Source organism: Pricia sp. (assembly GCF_041745955.1).
In the GTDB taxonomy this organism is placed as follows: domain Bacteria; phylum Bacteroidota; class Bacteroidia; order Flavobacteriales; family Flavobacteriaceae; genus Pricia.
On the sequence record NZ_JBGTHY010000266.1, the window covers coordinates 1 to 17757 of the forward strand.

Annotated in this window: 10 protein-coding genes and 1 pseudogene; 1 reads left to right on the plus strand and 10 read right to left on the minus strand. The window is 45.6% G+C overall.

Annotated elements, in window-relative coordinates; genetic code table 11:
• From ACEW8S_RS09690 to ACEW8S_RS09700, 3 genes are all read right to left on the minus strand, one after another.
• Positions 1–689 (minus strand): SusD/RagB family nutrient-binding outer membrane lipoprotein (locus ACEW8S_RS09690; protein ID WP_373517952.1); only part of this gene is annotated, 689 nt, incomplete at its 3' end.
• A gap of 12 nt (positions 690–701) precedes the next feature.
• Complete coding sequence (locus ACEW8S_RS09695; protein WP_373517953.1) at positions 702–4202, minus strand: SusC/RagA family TonB-linked outer membrane protein; 3501 nt, start codon at positions 4200–4202, stop codon at positions 702–704.
• A gap of 116 nt (positions 4203–4318) precedes the next feature.
• Complete coding sequence (locus tag ACEW8S_RS09700; RefSeq protein ID WP_373517954.1) at positions 4319–5326, minus strand: FecR family protein; 1008 nt, start codon at positions 5324–5326, stop codon at positions 4319–4321.
• A 234-nt stretch (positions 5327–5560) separates the two neighbouring features.
• Here ACEW8S_RS09700 and ACEW8S_RS09705 point away from each other — a divergent pair, with 234 nt between their 5' ends.
• Positions 5561–6121: an RNA polymerase sigma factor gene (locus ACEW8S_RS09705; protein ID WP_373517955.1), complete on the plus strand. Its 561-nt coding sequence runs from the start codon at positions 5561–5563 to the stop codon at positions 6119–6121.
• A gap of 111 nt (positions 6122–6232) precedes the next feature.
• On the opposite strand, the gene ACEW8S_RS09710 is transcribed toward ACEW8S_RS09705, so the two are convergent.
• The 7 genes and pseudogenes from ACEW8S_RS09710 to ACEW8S_RS09740 form a co-directional block, all read right to left on the minus strand.
• Complete coding sequence (locus tag ACEW8S_RS09710; protein WP_373517956.1) at positions 6233–7777, minus strand: SusD/RagB family nutrient-binding outer membrane lipoprotein; 1545 nt, start codon at positions 7775–7777, stop codon at positions 6233–6235.
• 10 nt (positions 7778–7787) lie between these two features.
• Positions 7788–11243, minus strand: a complete 3456-nt coding sequence (locus tag ACEW8S_RS09715; RefSeq protein ID WP_373517957.1) for a SusC/RagA family TonB-linked outer membrane protein — start codon at positions 11241–11243, stop codon at positions 7788–7790.
• A gap of 179 nt (positions 11244–11422) precedes the next feature.
• Positions 11423–12631, minus strand: a complete 1209-nt coding sequence (locus ACEW8S_RS09720; RefSeq protein ID WP_373517958.1) for a FecR family protein — start codon at positions 12629–12631, stop codon at positions 11423–11425.
• Between the two features lie 166 nt (positions 12632–12797).
• Positions 12798–14015 (minus strand): mannonate dehydratase, encoded by a 1218-nt coding sequence (locus ACEW8S_RS09725; protein ID WP_373517959.1) that lies wholly within the window; start codon positions 14013–14015, stop codon positions 12798–12800.
• A gap of 48 nt (positions 14016–14063) precedes the next feature.
• Positions 14064–15347: an enolase C-terminal domain-like protein gene (locus ACEW8S_RS09730; RefSeq protein WP_373517960.1), complete on the minus strand. Its 1284-nt coding sequence runs from the start codon at positions 15345–15347 to the stop codon at positions 14064–14066.
• Positions 15348–15383: 36 nt separating this feature from the next.
• A pseudogene (locus ACEW8S_RS09735) lies at positions 15384–16268 on the minus strand (2-hydroxy-3-oxopropionate reductase); the annotation flags it as partial.
• 47 nt (positions 16269–16315) lie between these two features.
• Entirely contained in the window at positions 16316–17755 is a 1440-nt protein-coding gene (locus tag ACEW8S_RS09740) for a GntP family permease (protein ID WP_373517961.1), read from the minus strand.
• Positions 17756–17757 lie beyond the last annotated feature (2 nt).

Here is a 17757-nt window from a genome sequence, read left to right on the forward strand (position 1 = left end):
GTTTGCTCGGCCAATGCCAGATCCACCTCTGTGAGCCGCATACCCATTCGCAACAACAGCGAATTGCCAAACCGTTTCCATTTATCGATATCCCCTGAATACATCACTTCCCCATTTTCGGGGGGTGCGGCGTTGCTCAAGGCAGCAGTCGCGTTCTTCACCACATTGATTAGGTCTTTGTAAATCTCCTCTTGTGGGGTGTAGGCAGGCAACACTATTTGATCTGATACGCCCTTGCCGGCTTCGAAATAGGGTACATCGCCATGCTCGTCCGTAAGGATCATAAAAGCCAGAGCCTCTACCAACCGGGTCATGTTCAGGAGATTCGGGCGATTAGGGGCGTCTTCGGCCAATAGTTGTGCGGTAATATCCCCAGTATTCTTTATCACATTCTCGTACAACTTGGTCCAATGTCCCTGAGAAAATTCACGATTTTCCTGATTGTAATTGGCCCCGGTAAGAACCCCCGAATTGGGAGAAATGACCTGTTGTACGATACCCAGATCAAAGTTGAGTTGGGTACCCGAATTTGAGGTGTTTATTATGGCATTGTTCAAGAGGAAAACCGGATCTACACTTGCACTTGTCGGATCGACATCGTTGGTATTGATCTCCTCAAAATTTTTGTCACAGGAAAAAGTAATCAACATACCAGCAAAAACTATATATTTTAAGATACAATTTTTCATGAGTTTTTTTATTTAAAATTTGCAGTTTAGATTAAACCCGATACTACGGGTGGTCGGGACACCGGTAGACTCCAGTCCGGATACGTTATCCGAACTATATCCGAAGGAATCGGGATCGATATTCGGCACCCATTTTTTAATGATAAACAAATTGTTGGCGAACAAACTTAGGTTTACGCCCTTTACCATTGCATTTTCGGAGAGCAACCCTCCAAAGTCATATCCGAGGGTCAGTTGTCGAAATTTCCAAAAACCGCTATCGTAAACTATGGGTTCTATGAGCTGTTGGGACCGTATTACTTCCCAATAGGTCTGTGATTCCGTGGCCACTTGGTTGACCTCGCCGGCTGCGTTGACCCCAACCCCAACTACCCCGGTATCCCGACCGGGCAGGGTCTGTTTGTGAAGTCCGTGACGGGTGGCGTTGAAGTTGGTTCCGGAAATCATTTTGCCGCCCAGTTTAAAATCGACCAAGAAAGAGGCGTTGAAATTCTTATAGCGGAAGGTATTGGTGATACCTCCGATCCAACGCGGCAGGGCACTGCCAAAAAATACGATATCGTCGGAACGTTGCGGTCTTCCGTCATCGGCGAAAATCTGGCGTCCCTGATCGTCGAACTTGTATCCAAAACCGGCCAATTGCCCGATTTCTTCGCCAACGACCTGATACAAGAAGCCGTTAAAGGCATGGGTGCCGACCACGATACTTTCGCCGGGCACGTCAGTTAGAAGGCTTATAACCTTTGTTTTGTTATAGGACGCGTTCAGAACAAGGTCCCAACGAAAATCTTCGGTACGGACCGGCACCAAGGTCAAAAGAGCCTCTACCCCATCGCTTCGACTTTCCCCACTATTGATAAGCGTACTTATAAATCCGGAAGTATTCGAGATCTGGGCGGGAATGATTTGATCTAATGTAGTCTTGCGATACACGCTTAAATCAAGATTAACGCGGGAATCGAACATCCGAAGGTCTAAACCTATCTCTGCCTCGGTAACACGGGCAGGCTTAAGATTGGGGTTGGGCAAGGTATTGGTGTTCGCCCCTGCAACGGGCTGTAACTGCCCGTCGGAATTCGCGAACAGGTTGGCGTTGATACTATAGAACAACACATCGGAATAGGGAGGCACGTCGGTATCGCTTCCTACTTCCGCATAAGCAGCACGCAATTTGCCGAAGGTCAACCAACTTGAATCGCTCAAATTATTGGAGAATACATAACTTGCGGATACCGAAGGATAGAGTATGCTTCGGTTTGCAGCTGACAACGTAGTGAACCAATCGTTTCTAAGCGTTCCGTTCAAATATAGGGTCTCCTTAAAAGATAGATCTAAAGTGCCGTACAACGAATTTACCCCTCTTTCGGAGAAATTGTAAATGGGATCTTTAACCCTTCCGTTCTGCACCGTGTACAAATCCCTAATAATAAAGTCCGTTACGTTCACACGATTCAATTTCGAAACCCGCTTCATTTTGTTTCCGCCAACGGTCAGACCGAATCCGAAATCCTCTCCAAAATCCTTTGAGGCCGACAGTAGAAAATCGACATTCGTTTCCCGAAAACTACGTACTTCCTGAGTGTAGGTTCCATTTACGAATCCTTCGGGAGCGGGCGGTCTGGAAGCTTGACCTGTTGGAAATCCGTTATAGTCCTGGTCCCTGGACCAGTAATCCTGGCCCGCCCTTACCTGCCCGAATAACCACGGAAAGAACTTGTAGTTGAGGGATGCGTTTCCGAACACACGGTCCCTTGAAATATTGTTGAACTGCTTGGCCAGCACGAAATAGGGGTTGGTCCTGTTCCGGAATCGGGAATATACGATTTCATTGCCTTCCGCATCAAAGGCATTTTCCCTCCAAACGTCCAAAGGCATTGAATTGGCCACATTAAAGAGGGATACGGGAATCGTATTGTCCTGTTGGCCAACGTTCGGTGGATTGGTGTTGTTTTCGTTGGAATAATTGATATTCGTAGTAAATGATAGCTTTTCCGATAGATTATAGGTAGCCCCAAGGCTAGCGGTAATCCGCTTGAACTCATTGTTCGGGGTTATCCCCTTGCTGTCGAGATTGGACATAGATAGGTTGAAACCACCTTTTTCTCCCCCGCCGGACAGTGAAATGGAGTTGGTAATATCCAATCCATGTCTGTAGAATTTTTTGATCCTATCATATACGGGTTCATAGGGCAATACCAATCCATCGTACAAAACTTGCGTCATTCCAGGCTGGAACCTTTCGCCAAAAGACCATTGACCGGAAGTAGGATTCGCCGAAGTGGGCCTCACCCCATTTTCCCCTTGGCCATACTCATACTGATAGTCGGTGAAATCTAACGGGTTTTGATCGGCAACACTAATAGTATAGGCCACTCCGATCCCTTGTCCGCTACCACGGGTCTTGGTAGTAATCATGATGACCCCGTCCTTGGCCCGTGAGCCGTACAAGGCTGCTCCGGTCGCTCCTTTCAGCACGGTCATGCTTTCTATATCGTCGGGATTGATACTTGAAAACCCGTCACCGCCATCGGAGGTTACCCCTCCGCTACTGGTACCTAACTCGCCACTGCTTCCGCTACTGCCGATGTTCGTGCCGAAACTGGTATTGTCGATGGGCACCCCATTTACCACGATCAAGGGATTATTGGTACCGGAGATGGAAGACTGTCCACGGATCCGAACTTTCGATGAGCCTCCCGGTCCTGTACCCAACGCGGAAACATTGACCCCGGCGACCTTTCCCTGTAGACTGTTCATAAAGTTCGAGGATCGGTTGACATTCACTTCTTCCGCATCCACTTTGGCCACGGAATATCCCAATCTTCGGGTTTCTTGCTTGATGCCCAAGGCCGTGACCACAACTTCGTCCAGAGCTTGAGAATCTTCTTCAAGTGTAACATTGACCGTCGTTGCCTGGCCTACCGGAATTTCTTTTGAAGCAAATCCAAGGGAACTGAAAACCAAAACGGCGTTCGCACCTACGTTGATCATATAATTGCCATTGAAATCAGAGGCGGTTCCGTTCGTGGTGCTTTTTTCAACGACCGAGACTCCGGGAATAGGTGCCCCGTTGGCATCTGTGACCTTACCTGAAATTTCCTGTTGCACCGGGACGGCCTTTGTTAGGGCGTTTTCCTTTTGGTTTATATTTGCAGATCGGGTCAAAATGATCTGAGTGCCCATGAACTCGAATTTCACCGGAGTACCGGAAAAGAGGTCGGCCATAACATCGGTCACCAGTTCGTCTATGTAATTTACAGTAACTTGTCTTTTGTAATCCAGCTGATCATCATTGTACATGATCTTAAATTCGGTCTTGGATTCGATTTCCTTCAGTACCTTTTCAACGGAAACATTTTGCAGCTGTAAGGTGATTTTGGTATCCGCGGAATTTATGTTGCCCTGCGCCTGGTAAAATAAAATAGTAAAGAGACAGAGCGTGAGTTTCATTTTGAGATGGAACTTCAATGGATAGATGGCATAGCCCCCTATCTTCTTGATTGGGTTTTTCATATCTTTGTGTAAATTTAGATGGTTAACGCTAGTTTAAATCACTTTAAAACCGATCGGAAAAGACTGTAGCATTTCCAGATTTTTTTGTGTTGTTATTATTTCATAGGCCTAAAATTTTAAGGTTTTTCGATATGGATTGTATTTTCTTCAATGGTATACCGCATCGGATAATTTCTGCTGAACGCCAGTAGCACTTGTCCGATCGTCTCGGTATCGAAGCTGGCGGTAAATAGTATTTTTTCTAGTTCTTTGTAATCATTTGATATGGATACGTTATAATTTCTTTCCAATTTCTTAAGGATATCCCTGAACGGCATATGGTTGAAAATAATTTTTCCATCCATCCAACCCGTGTATATCTCGGTATCGGTTTCCTCAATTGTTATTTTCTTCCCTTGTTTTTGCCAGCTTGCCATCTGGCCGGGCTCCAATAGGCGATGATCTGAAACATTTAACTGTTCGTCATTTTCAAAGAGACCTACCGAGCCTTCGACCAAGACTGTGTTGATCTTTTCATCATCGGGATAAGCCGATACATTGAACTTTGTGCCCAGAACCTTAATATTCAAAGCATCGGTGTTTATTACAAAAGGATGCGCCGGATCTTTCGCCACATCAAAATATCCTTCTCCCTGCAAAAAGACCTCCCGATTTTTCCCGTATTTGAATTGCACGGGGTATTTTAGGGATGTTCCCGAATTGAGATGGGCTTTGGTGCCATCGGCCAATACCAGAATAAATTGTTTTCCATAGGGATCGCTAAGCGTGTTGTAAGCCAAATCTTTGGTCGTCGAAGCCCTATGGTATATCAGTTGATTGCCTTTTTGAAGGCCTATCCGATAGCCGCTTTTATTAACTATCGAAGTACTTTTTTCTTCCGAAATGAACTTTAACGTACCGTCGGACAGCTTTAGCGCAATCGCATTTTTATAGCTACCTATCCGATCAACGCCCTTCTCTTGGACCGTTATATTATAGTACCCGTATCCCAAACCCAAAAATAGAAATACAACAGCAGCGTATCGAAATACCTTACGGACATGATTTTTACGGATGTTTCGTTTGTCGCGCCGAATCCTGTTCAACAACCTATCCTTCGCCTTTTCGGAATCGTACTCGCTCATTATATATCGTGTAGGGTCATCGATTCTTGGTCTAGAATTGAAAACCGGTTTGCATCCTTCTCTTGAGAGGATATTTATTCGGAATATTATTTTTCAGTACTATCCACATAACGAAGCCCTTTATATAATGATATCTATCTGTATTACGGAGTAAATTTGTACAACCCTAATATTTTTAAGATTTTTTTAGTAAATTTAATTCCCACAAATCAAAATATTATATATTTCGTAACTATGGTATCCGAATTTAGCGACAACACCATCCTAATAAATCAGCTAAAGCAAGGGAACGAAAAAGCCTATGCCTATTTGGTCGACACCTATCACCACTGTTTGTGTGACTATGCGAACAGTTTGGTACACGACAAATATCAAGCGGAAGATATCGTGCAAAATGTATTTATCCGTACTTGGGAACGGCGTGATTACCTAAAAACAGAATTTAGGATCAAGAGCTTTCTATACCGATCCGTCCACAACGAATTTATCGACCAATACCGAAAACGGAAGTCGGTCACCGCCCTGGAAAAAAATTATGCCGAAGAAATGGAGCAATTTACGCCGAGGGACGATGTTTTTTTAGAAAGATCACTCTCTTTCGTGCAACGTGAAATTCATAACCTGCCGCCAAAATGCAAAAAAATCTTTTTAATGAGCAAGCAAGAGGGGCGTACCAACCTCGAAATTGCGGAAAACCTGGACGTATCGAAAAAGACCATTGAATACCATATGACCAAGGCCTTCAACATATTGCGTCGAAAGGCGAATATCGATTTGGGGCGATTTTCATCGTAATCCTTCGTTTCAACGTTCCGATACAATAGACTTGTACAACTCTAGGTTTTGGGATCCTTCTTTAAGTCATAAAACTCCAAAGCCGGGTTCATTGAAAATGTATCTTTCATTTCATTCGTCCCACCAAATCCGTGTTTCAAGATTATCGGGTCCTTGTCTGCTTACTGCTTCCTGCAAATTTGCCGAATTGACCGTCCTTTCGGAATCGGGATAGGTAAGTCTTCGGATAAAATCCTCGGTCTGGAGTTCACTGCCCGGATAGGGGTTTGGTGCAACAATGGGAAAACCACTTCTCCTAAAATTGGCCCAGCTTTCGGAACCGTTCAAAAAGGTTGACACCCAGTACTGATTATTGATCTGTTCGAGTTCCATTCCTGACGTTAAGGAATGTGTTGTCAGGTAAGCATCTATATCAGCCTCGGCTATCGAAGTAGCCCCTGGCCATGATGCGAACTGTTCCATATTCGCCCGGATCGCATCTTGGTAGATAGCATTGGCATCGCCGGTGGCCCATCCTCTTTCAATAGCTTCCGCCTGGAGCAACAGGGTCTGGGAATAGGTAACGTAGAAATTGGGCGCTTCGGGACTTCCAAGCCTTGATCTATCCAACTGACTGTAACCGAACAGGCTTGCCACTCCATCTGCCGCGGCCGCTGGCCCAATGTTCGTATTGTCGAAACCTTGCGGCATACCGATCTGTTGGCTCGGATCTCTATTGGCATTATCCTCGTTCTGGTCTCCGCCCGATAGTGCCCCGATATATCTAACGGCTATCGAAGCCAATCTAGGGTCGTCATTGTCTTGCAGAAAGTTTACGAACTCCTCGTCCAGATAGAAAAACGGGGCCTGGCCACCATTCAGGTTCGTTCCCAAATCATTTCTAAAGCTGGCATCGTGGCGCATCACCGCATTATCGGCATTCGAGGTCATAATACCTCCTGCAATGGCCTTGGCGGCAAATTCCTGGGCCTTGGCGGGATTTACTTTAACGAGTCGCATGGCGGCCCGTAACATCAAGGAATATCCCAATCTTTTCCATGCCGATATATTGTCGCCGATCCCTGCCCCCGCATACATGATTTCCTGGTTTACCGCATCCTTGGTCGGATCAAGGGCGGCCGAGGATGTTTCAAGCTCGTTGAGCAGGTCATCATAAATCTGCTCCTGAGGCGTATAGTCAGGAAAAGGAATCTGCTCCAAGAATCCTTTTCCCGCTTCAAAATACGGTACGTCGCCATAGGTATCGGTCAATTTTATGAATTCATGGGCGCGCCAGATACGTAGCATCGACAACAAATTCGTCCTTTCCGGGTCATCTGCAATGGAGGAAATACCATCTACAAGATTTTTTACGGTATTTCGATACCCATCGTTCCATAGGAACAGGGTTGATCCTGAGTTCACCTGATTGATATTCGCGCCGGAGCCCACACCAAGAAAAGGAGTGATCATTTGTCGTACGATCGTAACCTGATACGTCAGGTTATCACCGTAACCAGGGGCACTTTGTATGATCGCGTTGTTCAGTTGATACGTAGGATCGATAGAGGTAAGCCGTACCGGGTCGGTATTCAGTTCATCGAACCCCTCATCGCATGAGGCGAGCAAGACCAATGCCAAAAACGTGCTTGCGATATAATTTTGTATGTTTTTCATAGTCTTCGTTTTAAAATTTAATATTCACGTTAAAACCGATGTCCCTTGTAATGGGAAGTCCCGTTGCTTCAAGACCTACAAATTGATCCCCGATGATACCGTTCTGATCGGGATGGATATGCGGCACCCACTTTTTCAGCACCGCCACATTATTGGCCACAATATCGAATTTAAGGCCTTTCATGAATTTGATACGATTCAAATGCTTGGTAAAATCATAGCCTATGGATACCTGGCGCAACTGCCATGATCCCGCATTGAAAACGGACTGTTCGGAACCCAAGAAACTGCGTATCTGCTGATAAAAGGGCTGTATAGCGGCTTGGGCCGTGTTTACGCTGCCATCGGGGTTGACCCCTTCACCGACTACAAATCCGACATCCCTACCGACCAAAGTGGCCTTATCCAGACCATGGCGATAGGCATTGATGTGGGTACCGGAAATCAGTTTATGACCCAATTTATAATCGATTAAGAAAGAGGCCGTAAGATTTTTGTACTTAAAACTATTGGTAAAGCCACCGACCCATACAGGCAATGCAGTCCCGAATTCGATTTGCTCCTCGGACCTGATTGCCAATCCATTGTTCGGATCAAAAACCTGGTTGCCTTGGTCGTCCCGCAGATAACCCCAGCCATAAAGCTGGGCCATGGGCCTTCCAACCACCTGTCTAAGCTCCCCATGAAATTCGGCTTGGCCTACCGTGATGAACGTATCATCGACATTTTCACCAAGACTTAGTACTTTCGAGGTGTTATAGGATACGTTTGCAGAACTGTTCCAACTAAAATCTTCCGTTTGTATCGGGGAAACCGATAGCAAGACTTCCACACCTTCATTTTCGCTCTCGCCTACATTGATCAAGCGGTTGGTATAGCCAGAGGCGTCAGAAACCTGGGCACTGAGGATTTGATCTGCGGAAAGCTTGTGGTAATACGAGGCTTCGAACCTCAAATTGTTGAATAAGGTCAATTCAAGACCTACCTCCCTTTCCGTCACCTGCATTGGCCTTAGATCGGTATTGGGGATGGTAGCCAAACTGATACCACCGACCGGTTGATTCAAAAGTTGTAGCGGGTTGATATTATAAAAAAGGTTGTCGGAATAGGGGGCCACATCGGTATCGCTACCGACCTGGGCATAAGCTACCCTGATCTTACCGAACGAAAGCCAATTCGGCAAATTAAACGCCTGGCTGAAGACAAAACTACCGGTAACCGATGGGTAAAGAATGCTTCTGTTTGCCGGGGAAAGCGTTGAAAACCAATCGTTTCTAGCGGTACCATTCAAGTATAAAAAGCCCCCGTACGAAAGTTCGGCCGCGGCATACAGCGAATTCACCTGGTTTTCGGCAAGGCTATAGTTGGGCGATACGGTACTGGCATTGCCAATGGTATATAAGTCCCTCGTAAAAAAGTTCTCGCCTAAAATGGTATTCACATCCGATCGGCGGTATAGTTGGTTTCCGCCCACATTGACATTCACCCCGAACTCTCCAAATTGTTTGGTAGCGTTGATCAAAAAATCGGCGTTGATTTCCCTGAACCGTCGCTGGTCCTGTATATATTGCCCGTTAACAAAACCGGGGGGAGGGGAAGATTGACGCTGTGAACCCGTGGGCAGATTGTAATCGACATCACGTATATAGTAATCCTGTCCGATACGCACCTGGGCGAACAGCCAATCGGTAAAGTCGAACTTGGCGGTAACATTACCAAAGATCCGATCGCGCCGATTATTCTCGAACCGTTTTAGGGCAAAATACGGATTTGTTCTATTCGTGAACCGGGAATACGAGATTTCATCTCCATTTTCATCGCAACAATTATCTCGGAGCACATCTAAAGGCAAAGTCGACGCAAGGGTATATATTACCACCGGACTAAAGTCCTGCTCAGCAATATTGGGTGGATTCGTACGCACTTCGTTAGAATAATTGACATTGCCGGAAATCGTAAATCTTTTGAGTTTCTGGGTAAATCCCACATTAATCGTCCGCCTGACGTAATCCGATCCGGGCAATATGGCCGTGGCATCTAGATTAGCCAACGAGAAGCTTATTCCGCCATTCTCTCCACCAGAGGCTACACTGATGGTATTCATCAGCGTAGAACTATTTCGGTAATAGTCCTTTATTTTATTTCGCTGTGGCAGGTAAGGTACTACCAGTCCGTCAAAAAGAATCTGTGTACCCCCGACGGGCTCCCCGAAACTCCAAACACCGCTAACGGGAAATGGCGAATTGGGACGTTCGCCCCCTTCACCTTGGCCATATTCATATTGATAATCTGTAAAATCAAGCGGTGTTCCGTTCGTATAGTTCGAATTATAGGTAACCTCTACACCGCCATCCTCCGATTGATTTTTCGTAGTAATCATTATGACGCCATCTTTTGCCCTGGATCCATATAGTGCGGAAGCGGCCGCACCTTTTAAAATGGTCATCGTCTCTACATCATCGGGGTTGATACTACTCAACCCATCACCACTGTCCGATCGTCTGTTGCTTCCTACTTCACCCACATCGCCACGAACCCCAAAAGAGGTGTTGTTGATGGGTACACCATTGACGACTATCAAGGGTGAATTGTTGTTCCCGAAGGAGGAGATACCGCGTATCCGTATCTTGCTACTCCCCTGTGGGCCCGAACCCAAACCGGAAATATTGACTCCAGCCACCTTTCCTTGAAGGGCGTCCATAAAGTTCGGGGTCCTGTTCACGCTGAATTCTTCGGAATCTACTTTGGCCGTAGCGTAACCGAGCGTTTTTCTGTCCCTTTCGATACCAAGTGCCGTAACGACCACTTCGCTGAGGTTTTCGGCACTTTCTTGCAAAGTCGTGTTTATCGTAGACTGCCCGTTCACGACAATTTCTTTGGAAGTGAAGCCAATGTAGCTAAAAACCAGAACGGCATTATTGCCCGGCACCGTAATACTATAATTGCCATCAAAGTCCGACGTGGTGCCACTACCTGTTCCTTTTACCAGAATACTAGCACCAGGGAGCGGAGAGCCGCTATCGTCCGTTACCGTTCCGCTTACCTCAAAGTCTTGAACGGTAAATGGGGCGGTAGAAACCTCTTCGGCCTCCTCTTTGGATTTGTAGGGCGTCAGTATGATCTGCGTACCGATTATCTTAAAACTTACTTTGCCTTGGGCAAAAACTTTTTTGAGAATTTTTTCGATATCCCCTTGTTTGACGCTGATGTCTATTTTTCGTTCCAGATCCAATTCTTCACTACTATAAAAGAATTTATATTCGGTTTTAGACTCGATGGCCGTGATAACTTCTAGAACCGTAGCGTTCTTTTTGACCAGATCTATGTTTGTTTTTTCGACATGATCCGAACTTGCCTGTAATTGGAACAGTGCGGACATGAGAAACAAGAGCGCAATTTTCACTTTCCTATCGAATTTTGGCAGGAAACCGTTTTTTCCAGAAACCAATGGTTTTTGATTTTCCATAATTTTGTGAAGGTTTTAGTTGTTTTCTTTACTGAAATCTCATTCTGAAGCGGAAGGTGTTTCAGCACTTTCCGATTTTTTTGATTTTTACCCCAAACGGATGCTTTTTTTAGTTGGTTTTCTATTTTGGGGAACTGCAATTGTCTTAAAGAATGTTTTAAAACATCTCGATTTTTTTATTATGACCCTTTTTGATAAATAGTTATCGTGTTTTCCTTTATCGCATAGTTAAACTGGGTGTGCTCTTGAAATATTCTGAAAATCTGTTCTATGGTTTGTTCCGTAAATGTTCCGGTAAATCGTTTATTGTTCAGTCCTTCGATTTTGTTGTCGATGACTATGTTAAAATGTCTTTCCAACTCCTTTAAGATCAATTCGAATCGATCGTCTACAAAGAAGAGCTTCCCTTCCGTCCATGCTACATATTTTTTTACGTTCACCCGATCCACCGAAATTTTTCCATTCTGAATTAACGCTCTTTCTCCGGGAGCTACATGATGTAATTTTTCCGGTTCGTCGCCATCGGTTCTGTATACACCTACACTTCCTTCCAACAAGACCGTGGAGGTATTATTTTCATTCTTGTAACTCGACACATTGAATTCCGTACCATATACCTTAGTGTTCATGTGCTCCGTAATTACCACAAGAGGACTTTCCTTGTCCTTTGCTACCGAGAAATAGGCCTCACCGTCCAAAAAAATAGTTCTTTGCTTTCTTTTCTTAAAGCCCGTTGGATAGCGCAACTTCGAACCCGAATTCAGGAATACATGTGATCCGTCCGACAGCATTAGTTCGAATTTTTTTCCGTACGGAACTGCTAACTCATTGTAACTTATTTCGTTTCCTTCTTTGGAATCATATATCAAAAGGCTTTTTTTCTGGCTTACAATCTTGTTGCCCTCGGAGTTGGTTATGGTTTCCGTGACATTCTCGTCCAGTACCTGAACCGTTCCATCCCCCAATTTCAGTGTAATCTCGCTTCCAGATAATTGAGTGGCTTTTTCCAAAGTATTCGAATCCCAGAACTGATTGAATCCTAGCACGCTAACTATCAGACCAACACATGCAGCGGCAATCCATAACTTATACTTTTTCTTCGAATACGCTAATTTTCTGACCCCCGCACTTTCTGTTGTGGATTTCTGTTTTTGATGGATAATGTTCTGCCACATCGCATCGACCTCGCTATCCGAAAGTTCATCTCCTCCTCCTAAATCCATCATCCGGATAAAGCGGGATGCATTTTCAGTCAAATCTTTCTTTTCGGGATGTTCTGCCATCCAATTTCCCCAAAATTCCTGGGTCGCCGGATCGGGATTTAAAATCCATTTCTGGAAATATTCATCCGTTATAAAATCTTCTTCCGTATAACTGGCATACCTCATATTATATTCAATAGGTTAACGGAATAGTACTTTATATGTAGAAAGAGGTGAAAAATTAATTTTTACCCCACGAAAAATTATTTTTTTAATGAAATAGCAGAAAACTATAAAGGACATCGCATGTAACGATATCCTTTTTCATTAACTCCCAACTTATGCAAAAATCTCATTGGTACCCCATATCGATGGCATGCATTAGTGCCTTGATATACCCGAAAGCGTAGGCATGGCCTTGAAGATAGCTGCCCGGGTCTTCGTGGTGGGGAATATGGTCGGGCATGACCATGGCATCGTAGCCTACATCCCGCAATGCAATCAGAATTTCTCCGAAATCCATATCTCCATTGTCCGGATATACTTCCTGAAAATCGTTATAGCCCCCTTTGATATTGCGAAGGTGGATGTTGAATATTTGTGTGCGTTCCCCGACCCATTTGATGATGGGCAAAATTTCGGTCCTGGGGTCTTGAAGGCCTTCGGCGGTCGACCCTAGACAAAGGTTGAACCCATGTGAAGGACTATCGTATAATTGGGCAAAGCGTTTTATGCCCTCGAAGACATCGGGACTGTTCCATCGGGTTATACCTCGATACCCTACAGGCGCGGGCGGATCGGCGATATGGTTGGCTAGCTTTACACTATATTCCTCTGCCACGGGAATGACGCGATCTAAAAAATAGGTGATGCGTTCGAACATCTCGTCTATGTCTACTTTTCCCGCAATGGTAAGGCCTTCGTTTTTGGCGAGTGCTTTTTCCAAATTCCAGCTTCGGTAATAGGTGTTGCCCCGGGAAGTATCCAAAGTGTCGCCGGTTCTGAGAATAACGTGAATTATAGTGTTGTAGTTCAATACTTTAACCCCTGTTTTGCTTGCCACCGTAATCATCTGTTGTATCAACTCGATTTCACGGTCCCTCGCCGGACTTTTGCCAAGCATGATATTCGGGGTGCTAATATTCTCGATTCCCGCAGAGGATAACGGAAGGTGGTAGGCATCCAGGTTAATGCCGTATTTCTCACAGGCTTCCCGTTTTCTCATGGAGTCTTCAAGGTCCCAGCCTACGCCCTCGATGAATTTTGGCGATCCCCCATCCATGTTGAAAACACCGTATCTTGCCAAGAACTCTAAATTTTCTTTTCCTGTACCGCCGTGTTGACAGCCGACCTTGTACAAAATTGGTTTTTTCTCCTTTATCAGGGCTACGGCCTTTTCTTTCCTGCCTGAAGGCAAGGAAGGTTTTTTTCCTGTAGGAGCGGATGCTGCGGAAAGCGGCCCTAGCGAGCCAAGGGCAGCGGCGCCCAATCCGCCCTTCAATAAGGTGGAAAGTGCTTTTCTTCGGTTTTGGCCATACCTGTTGGCAGGCTGGTTTTTTAGTTGTTCCATACTATCAATTTTTGAAGTGTTTTTATCCTATTGTTTTGTGGATGGACATTACCACCTTTGGGGTTCAAATTGCCAATTGGGATCGACCTTTTTCATTTCGATCTCATCGTTGCGTTCCTTAATATTACAGTCCAAGAACTGTTCATGTAACTTTTGTAATTGTTCGCGATCCAGTTCGACGCCAAGTCCCGGACCATCGGGTATCGTAGCATAACCATCCTCAATTTTTATTTTGCCTCCTTTAATTACCTCATCAACTTGCCACGGATAATGTGTATCAAGGGCATAATCCAAGTGAGGGATCGCCGCCCCCAAATGTACCATGGCGGCCATGGAAATACCAAGGTGACTGTTCGAATGCATGGAAAATCCCCTTCCAAAAACCTGACAGATTTTATTGAGTTCCATCGAGGCCCGAAGTCCTCCCCAAAAATGATGATCGGATAAAATGATATGTTCGGAACTGAGCCTTATGCTGGACGGAATATCATCAAACGAGGTCGTACACATATTTGTAGCTAAGGGAATATTTACTTTTTGACTTAAAAGGGCCATATTTTCTTGACCACGGACTGGGTCTTCGTAATATTCCAAAACACCTTCCAACTTTTTACCGTATTTGACGGCGGTCTCCAACGACCAGATGGCATTTGGATCAAGTCGTAATGGAACGTCAGGTCCGAAGGCTTCTTGAAGTGCTAAAATGCTATCACATTCCACATCGGGAGGTAAGGCGCCCCCTTTCAATTTTATGGATTGGAATCCGAATTCCTCGCACATGGTCTTCGCTTGGGAGACAATCTGGTCGGGAGACAAGGCTTCTTCTTGCCGCGCCATTAGCCAACCCGTTGCATTGCTGTCCGTATCAAACCCCAATTCACCACCTGCGCCTTTGTATTTGTAGAACAGATAGGCGGAAAAAGGCACTTTATCCCTTGATCGTCCCCCTAACAAATCCACTACGGGTCTATCCATTTTTTTTCCTATGCAGTCCAAACAAGCGACCTCGATGGCACTGAATAGATGCACTAATAAGCGTTGGTCCCAAGGTGCCACCCCACGTCGATCTTCACTTTTACCAAATTTTTCATGGATCAATCTTTTGAGGCTATTGAGTTGAAAAACATCCTGACCGATCAGCGTCTGTTTCAGTTTTTCCAACGCCCCATATATTCTTTCGCTTCCGGGGATTTCGCTCAAGCCTATAATACCGGCGTCGGTAAAGACCTCAACAATAATTCGCAGCGCATAGGGCGCATGCAAACCCGCGGCATTCAGCAAGGGTGGATCACCTATCGCAATCTGGGTACTATGTATGTTGGTTATCTTCACTATTCTTTTTGGTGTGTTAACATCAGGTTTAAATGATCAAATTCCTGATAATCCAGCGAGCAGTACATACAGAGCGCTGTGATCTAGTTCGCCTTTTCCTTGGGCGATAAGGGCATCCATACTAGTGGCCACCTGGGCGCTACCGGGCAAGGGAACGGAGAATTCCTTTCCGGCCTGAAGGGCAATGTTCATATCCTTTCGGTGTAGCTTGACCTTAAACCCCGGTTTGAAATTATCATCGATGATTCTTTGACCATGTAGATCGAGTATGCGGCTCTGAGCGAAGCCTCCCAGTAAGGCTTCCCGCATCTTTTCGAGGTCCACATCCGCTTTTTTCGCCAAGGCGAATGCTTCCGCTACCGCTTGGATGGTCATGCCCACGATAATCTGGTTACAGGCCTTTGTGGTCTGTCCCGCTCCCGCATCACCTATCAAGACGGCGCTTTTGCCCATGACCTTGAACAGCGGAAGGATTTTATCAAAAGCGGTCTGGCTTCCACCGACCATGATCGATATGGTACCGCTTTCGGCACCCACCTGTCCACCGGATACCGGGGCATCCAAGGCTTCCACATTTTTTTCCTGAAAAGCACTGTACATTTTTTTTGCCGTGGATGGGGCAATGGTCGACATATCCACAAAAATAGATCCTGAACGTATGCCTTCAAGAACGCCATCCTTGCCCAAAACCACTTCTTCCACCTCGGGCGAATCGGGCAACATGGTAATGATTACGTCGTTATCGTAGGCCAACGCCTTACTTGAGGAATAGGTTTTTGCTCCGGTTTCGGCCACTTCCTTGGCAGCAGCGCTGCTTTCCAATATCGATACGGAATATCCTGCTTTTATTAAGTTCAGTGCCATGGGCTTTCCCATAATTCCCAATCCTACAAATCCTACTTTTTCCATTTTCTTGCTCTTTTTATGTAATTGATTTTTACCTTACTATAAATTACCAATAGTAATTGTTATACTAAAGGCCATATTTGTGCAGCGATCAAAATGACGATCAACCCTGTTATTCCCATGATGGTCAGCATCGGGGAAAAGGTCTTCAAAACCTCCTTTTCGGTCAGGTTGCTCATTTTGCACACTATCCAGAAGCCGCTATCGTTCATCCAAGGAAATATTTTTGAACCGCAGGCAATGGCCAGCCCCACATAGAGCATATGGTATCCAAGGTCCATGGTGTCGGACATACCTGCAAGAATACCGGATGCCGTGATCATGGCTACCGTGGCAGAACCTTGGGCGGTGCGTACCACTACGGCTATCAAGAATGCCAACGGAATGATTGCCATTTGATAGCCCTGGGTCAACGCCCCGATCCTGTCACTTATCCCCGTCTGTTGAAGCATTCCCCCAAAGGCACCCCCTGCAGCTGTGATCAATATAATGACCCCTCCGCTCATTAAAGCGGTCTGTACCGCTTTTTTCATGGCCGATGTGTCGTCTTTTTTTTGAAGGACCAGCAGTACCAAAGCTGATAATCCACCGCAGATAAGTGCGGTGTTCTTCTCCCCGAAAAAATTGATCAATGTAATCAGAAAGTTGTTCGTACTTCCGTAGTCCATAAACGTATCCATTACGGCTTTAACCGTTATAAAAACAAGGGGGATCAAGACCGGAAGCGTAGAAAGCCAAAGCGAAGGTAAGTGCGAGTCTTCCTGTAAGGACAAGGCCCTGATATCCTTTAAAGGGGCGTCGGGGGAATCGCGAAGGGGAACCGGCCATTTCCGGTTGGCCCAAACGGCATACATATATCCGGCAGCAATCGTAAAAAGTCCTACCAAAGTACCGCCCAGCATCATCATTCCAATGGGAATGTTCATTTCACTTACCAAAAACAAGGGGCCAGGTGTGGGAGGAACGAGCGAATTGGCCATCGCCGCCCCAGCCGTCACCGCAAGTACCAACAGCAGATAATTTTTGCCCAATTTATTGGCCATCGCCTTTGCCAGCGGTATCATCAGATAAAAGACAGTATCGAAAAAAACGGGAATTCCCAAGAAAAAACTACCTCCCAAAAATGATATGGGAGCATTTTTTTCCCCTGTCCACTTGATAAGCGAACGTATAATTTTTTCAGCGGCGCCACTCTCCAACATACATTTGCCGATAATGGCCGCCATGGCAATGAGTATTCCGATTTTGCCACAAGTGTCGCCGAATGCTATCGCGATTCTTTTTCCGACGTGCCAATGGGACATTTGCACTGCGGTTTCGCTTGAAACTCCCTTGCCGAGGGCAAAAACTTCGACCGCCGAGGCCGGCGTCAGTATGGCGACCACGAAAGCGGCGATCATCAAGGCCAAAAATGCATGGAGCCTTAGCCCTATGATTCCACCGACCACTATGATAATACCTATCAATAATATAAATAGCGGGTCGGTCAAAAAATTGTCCATAA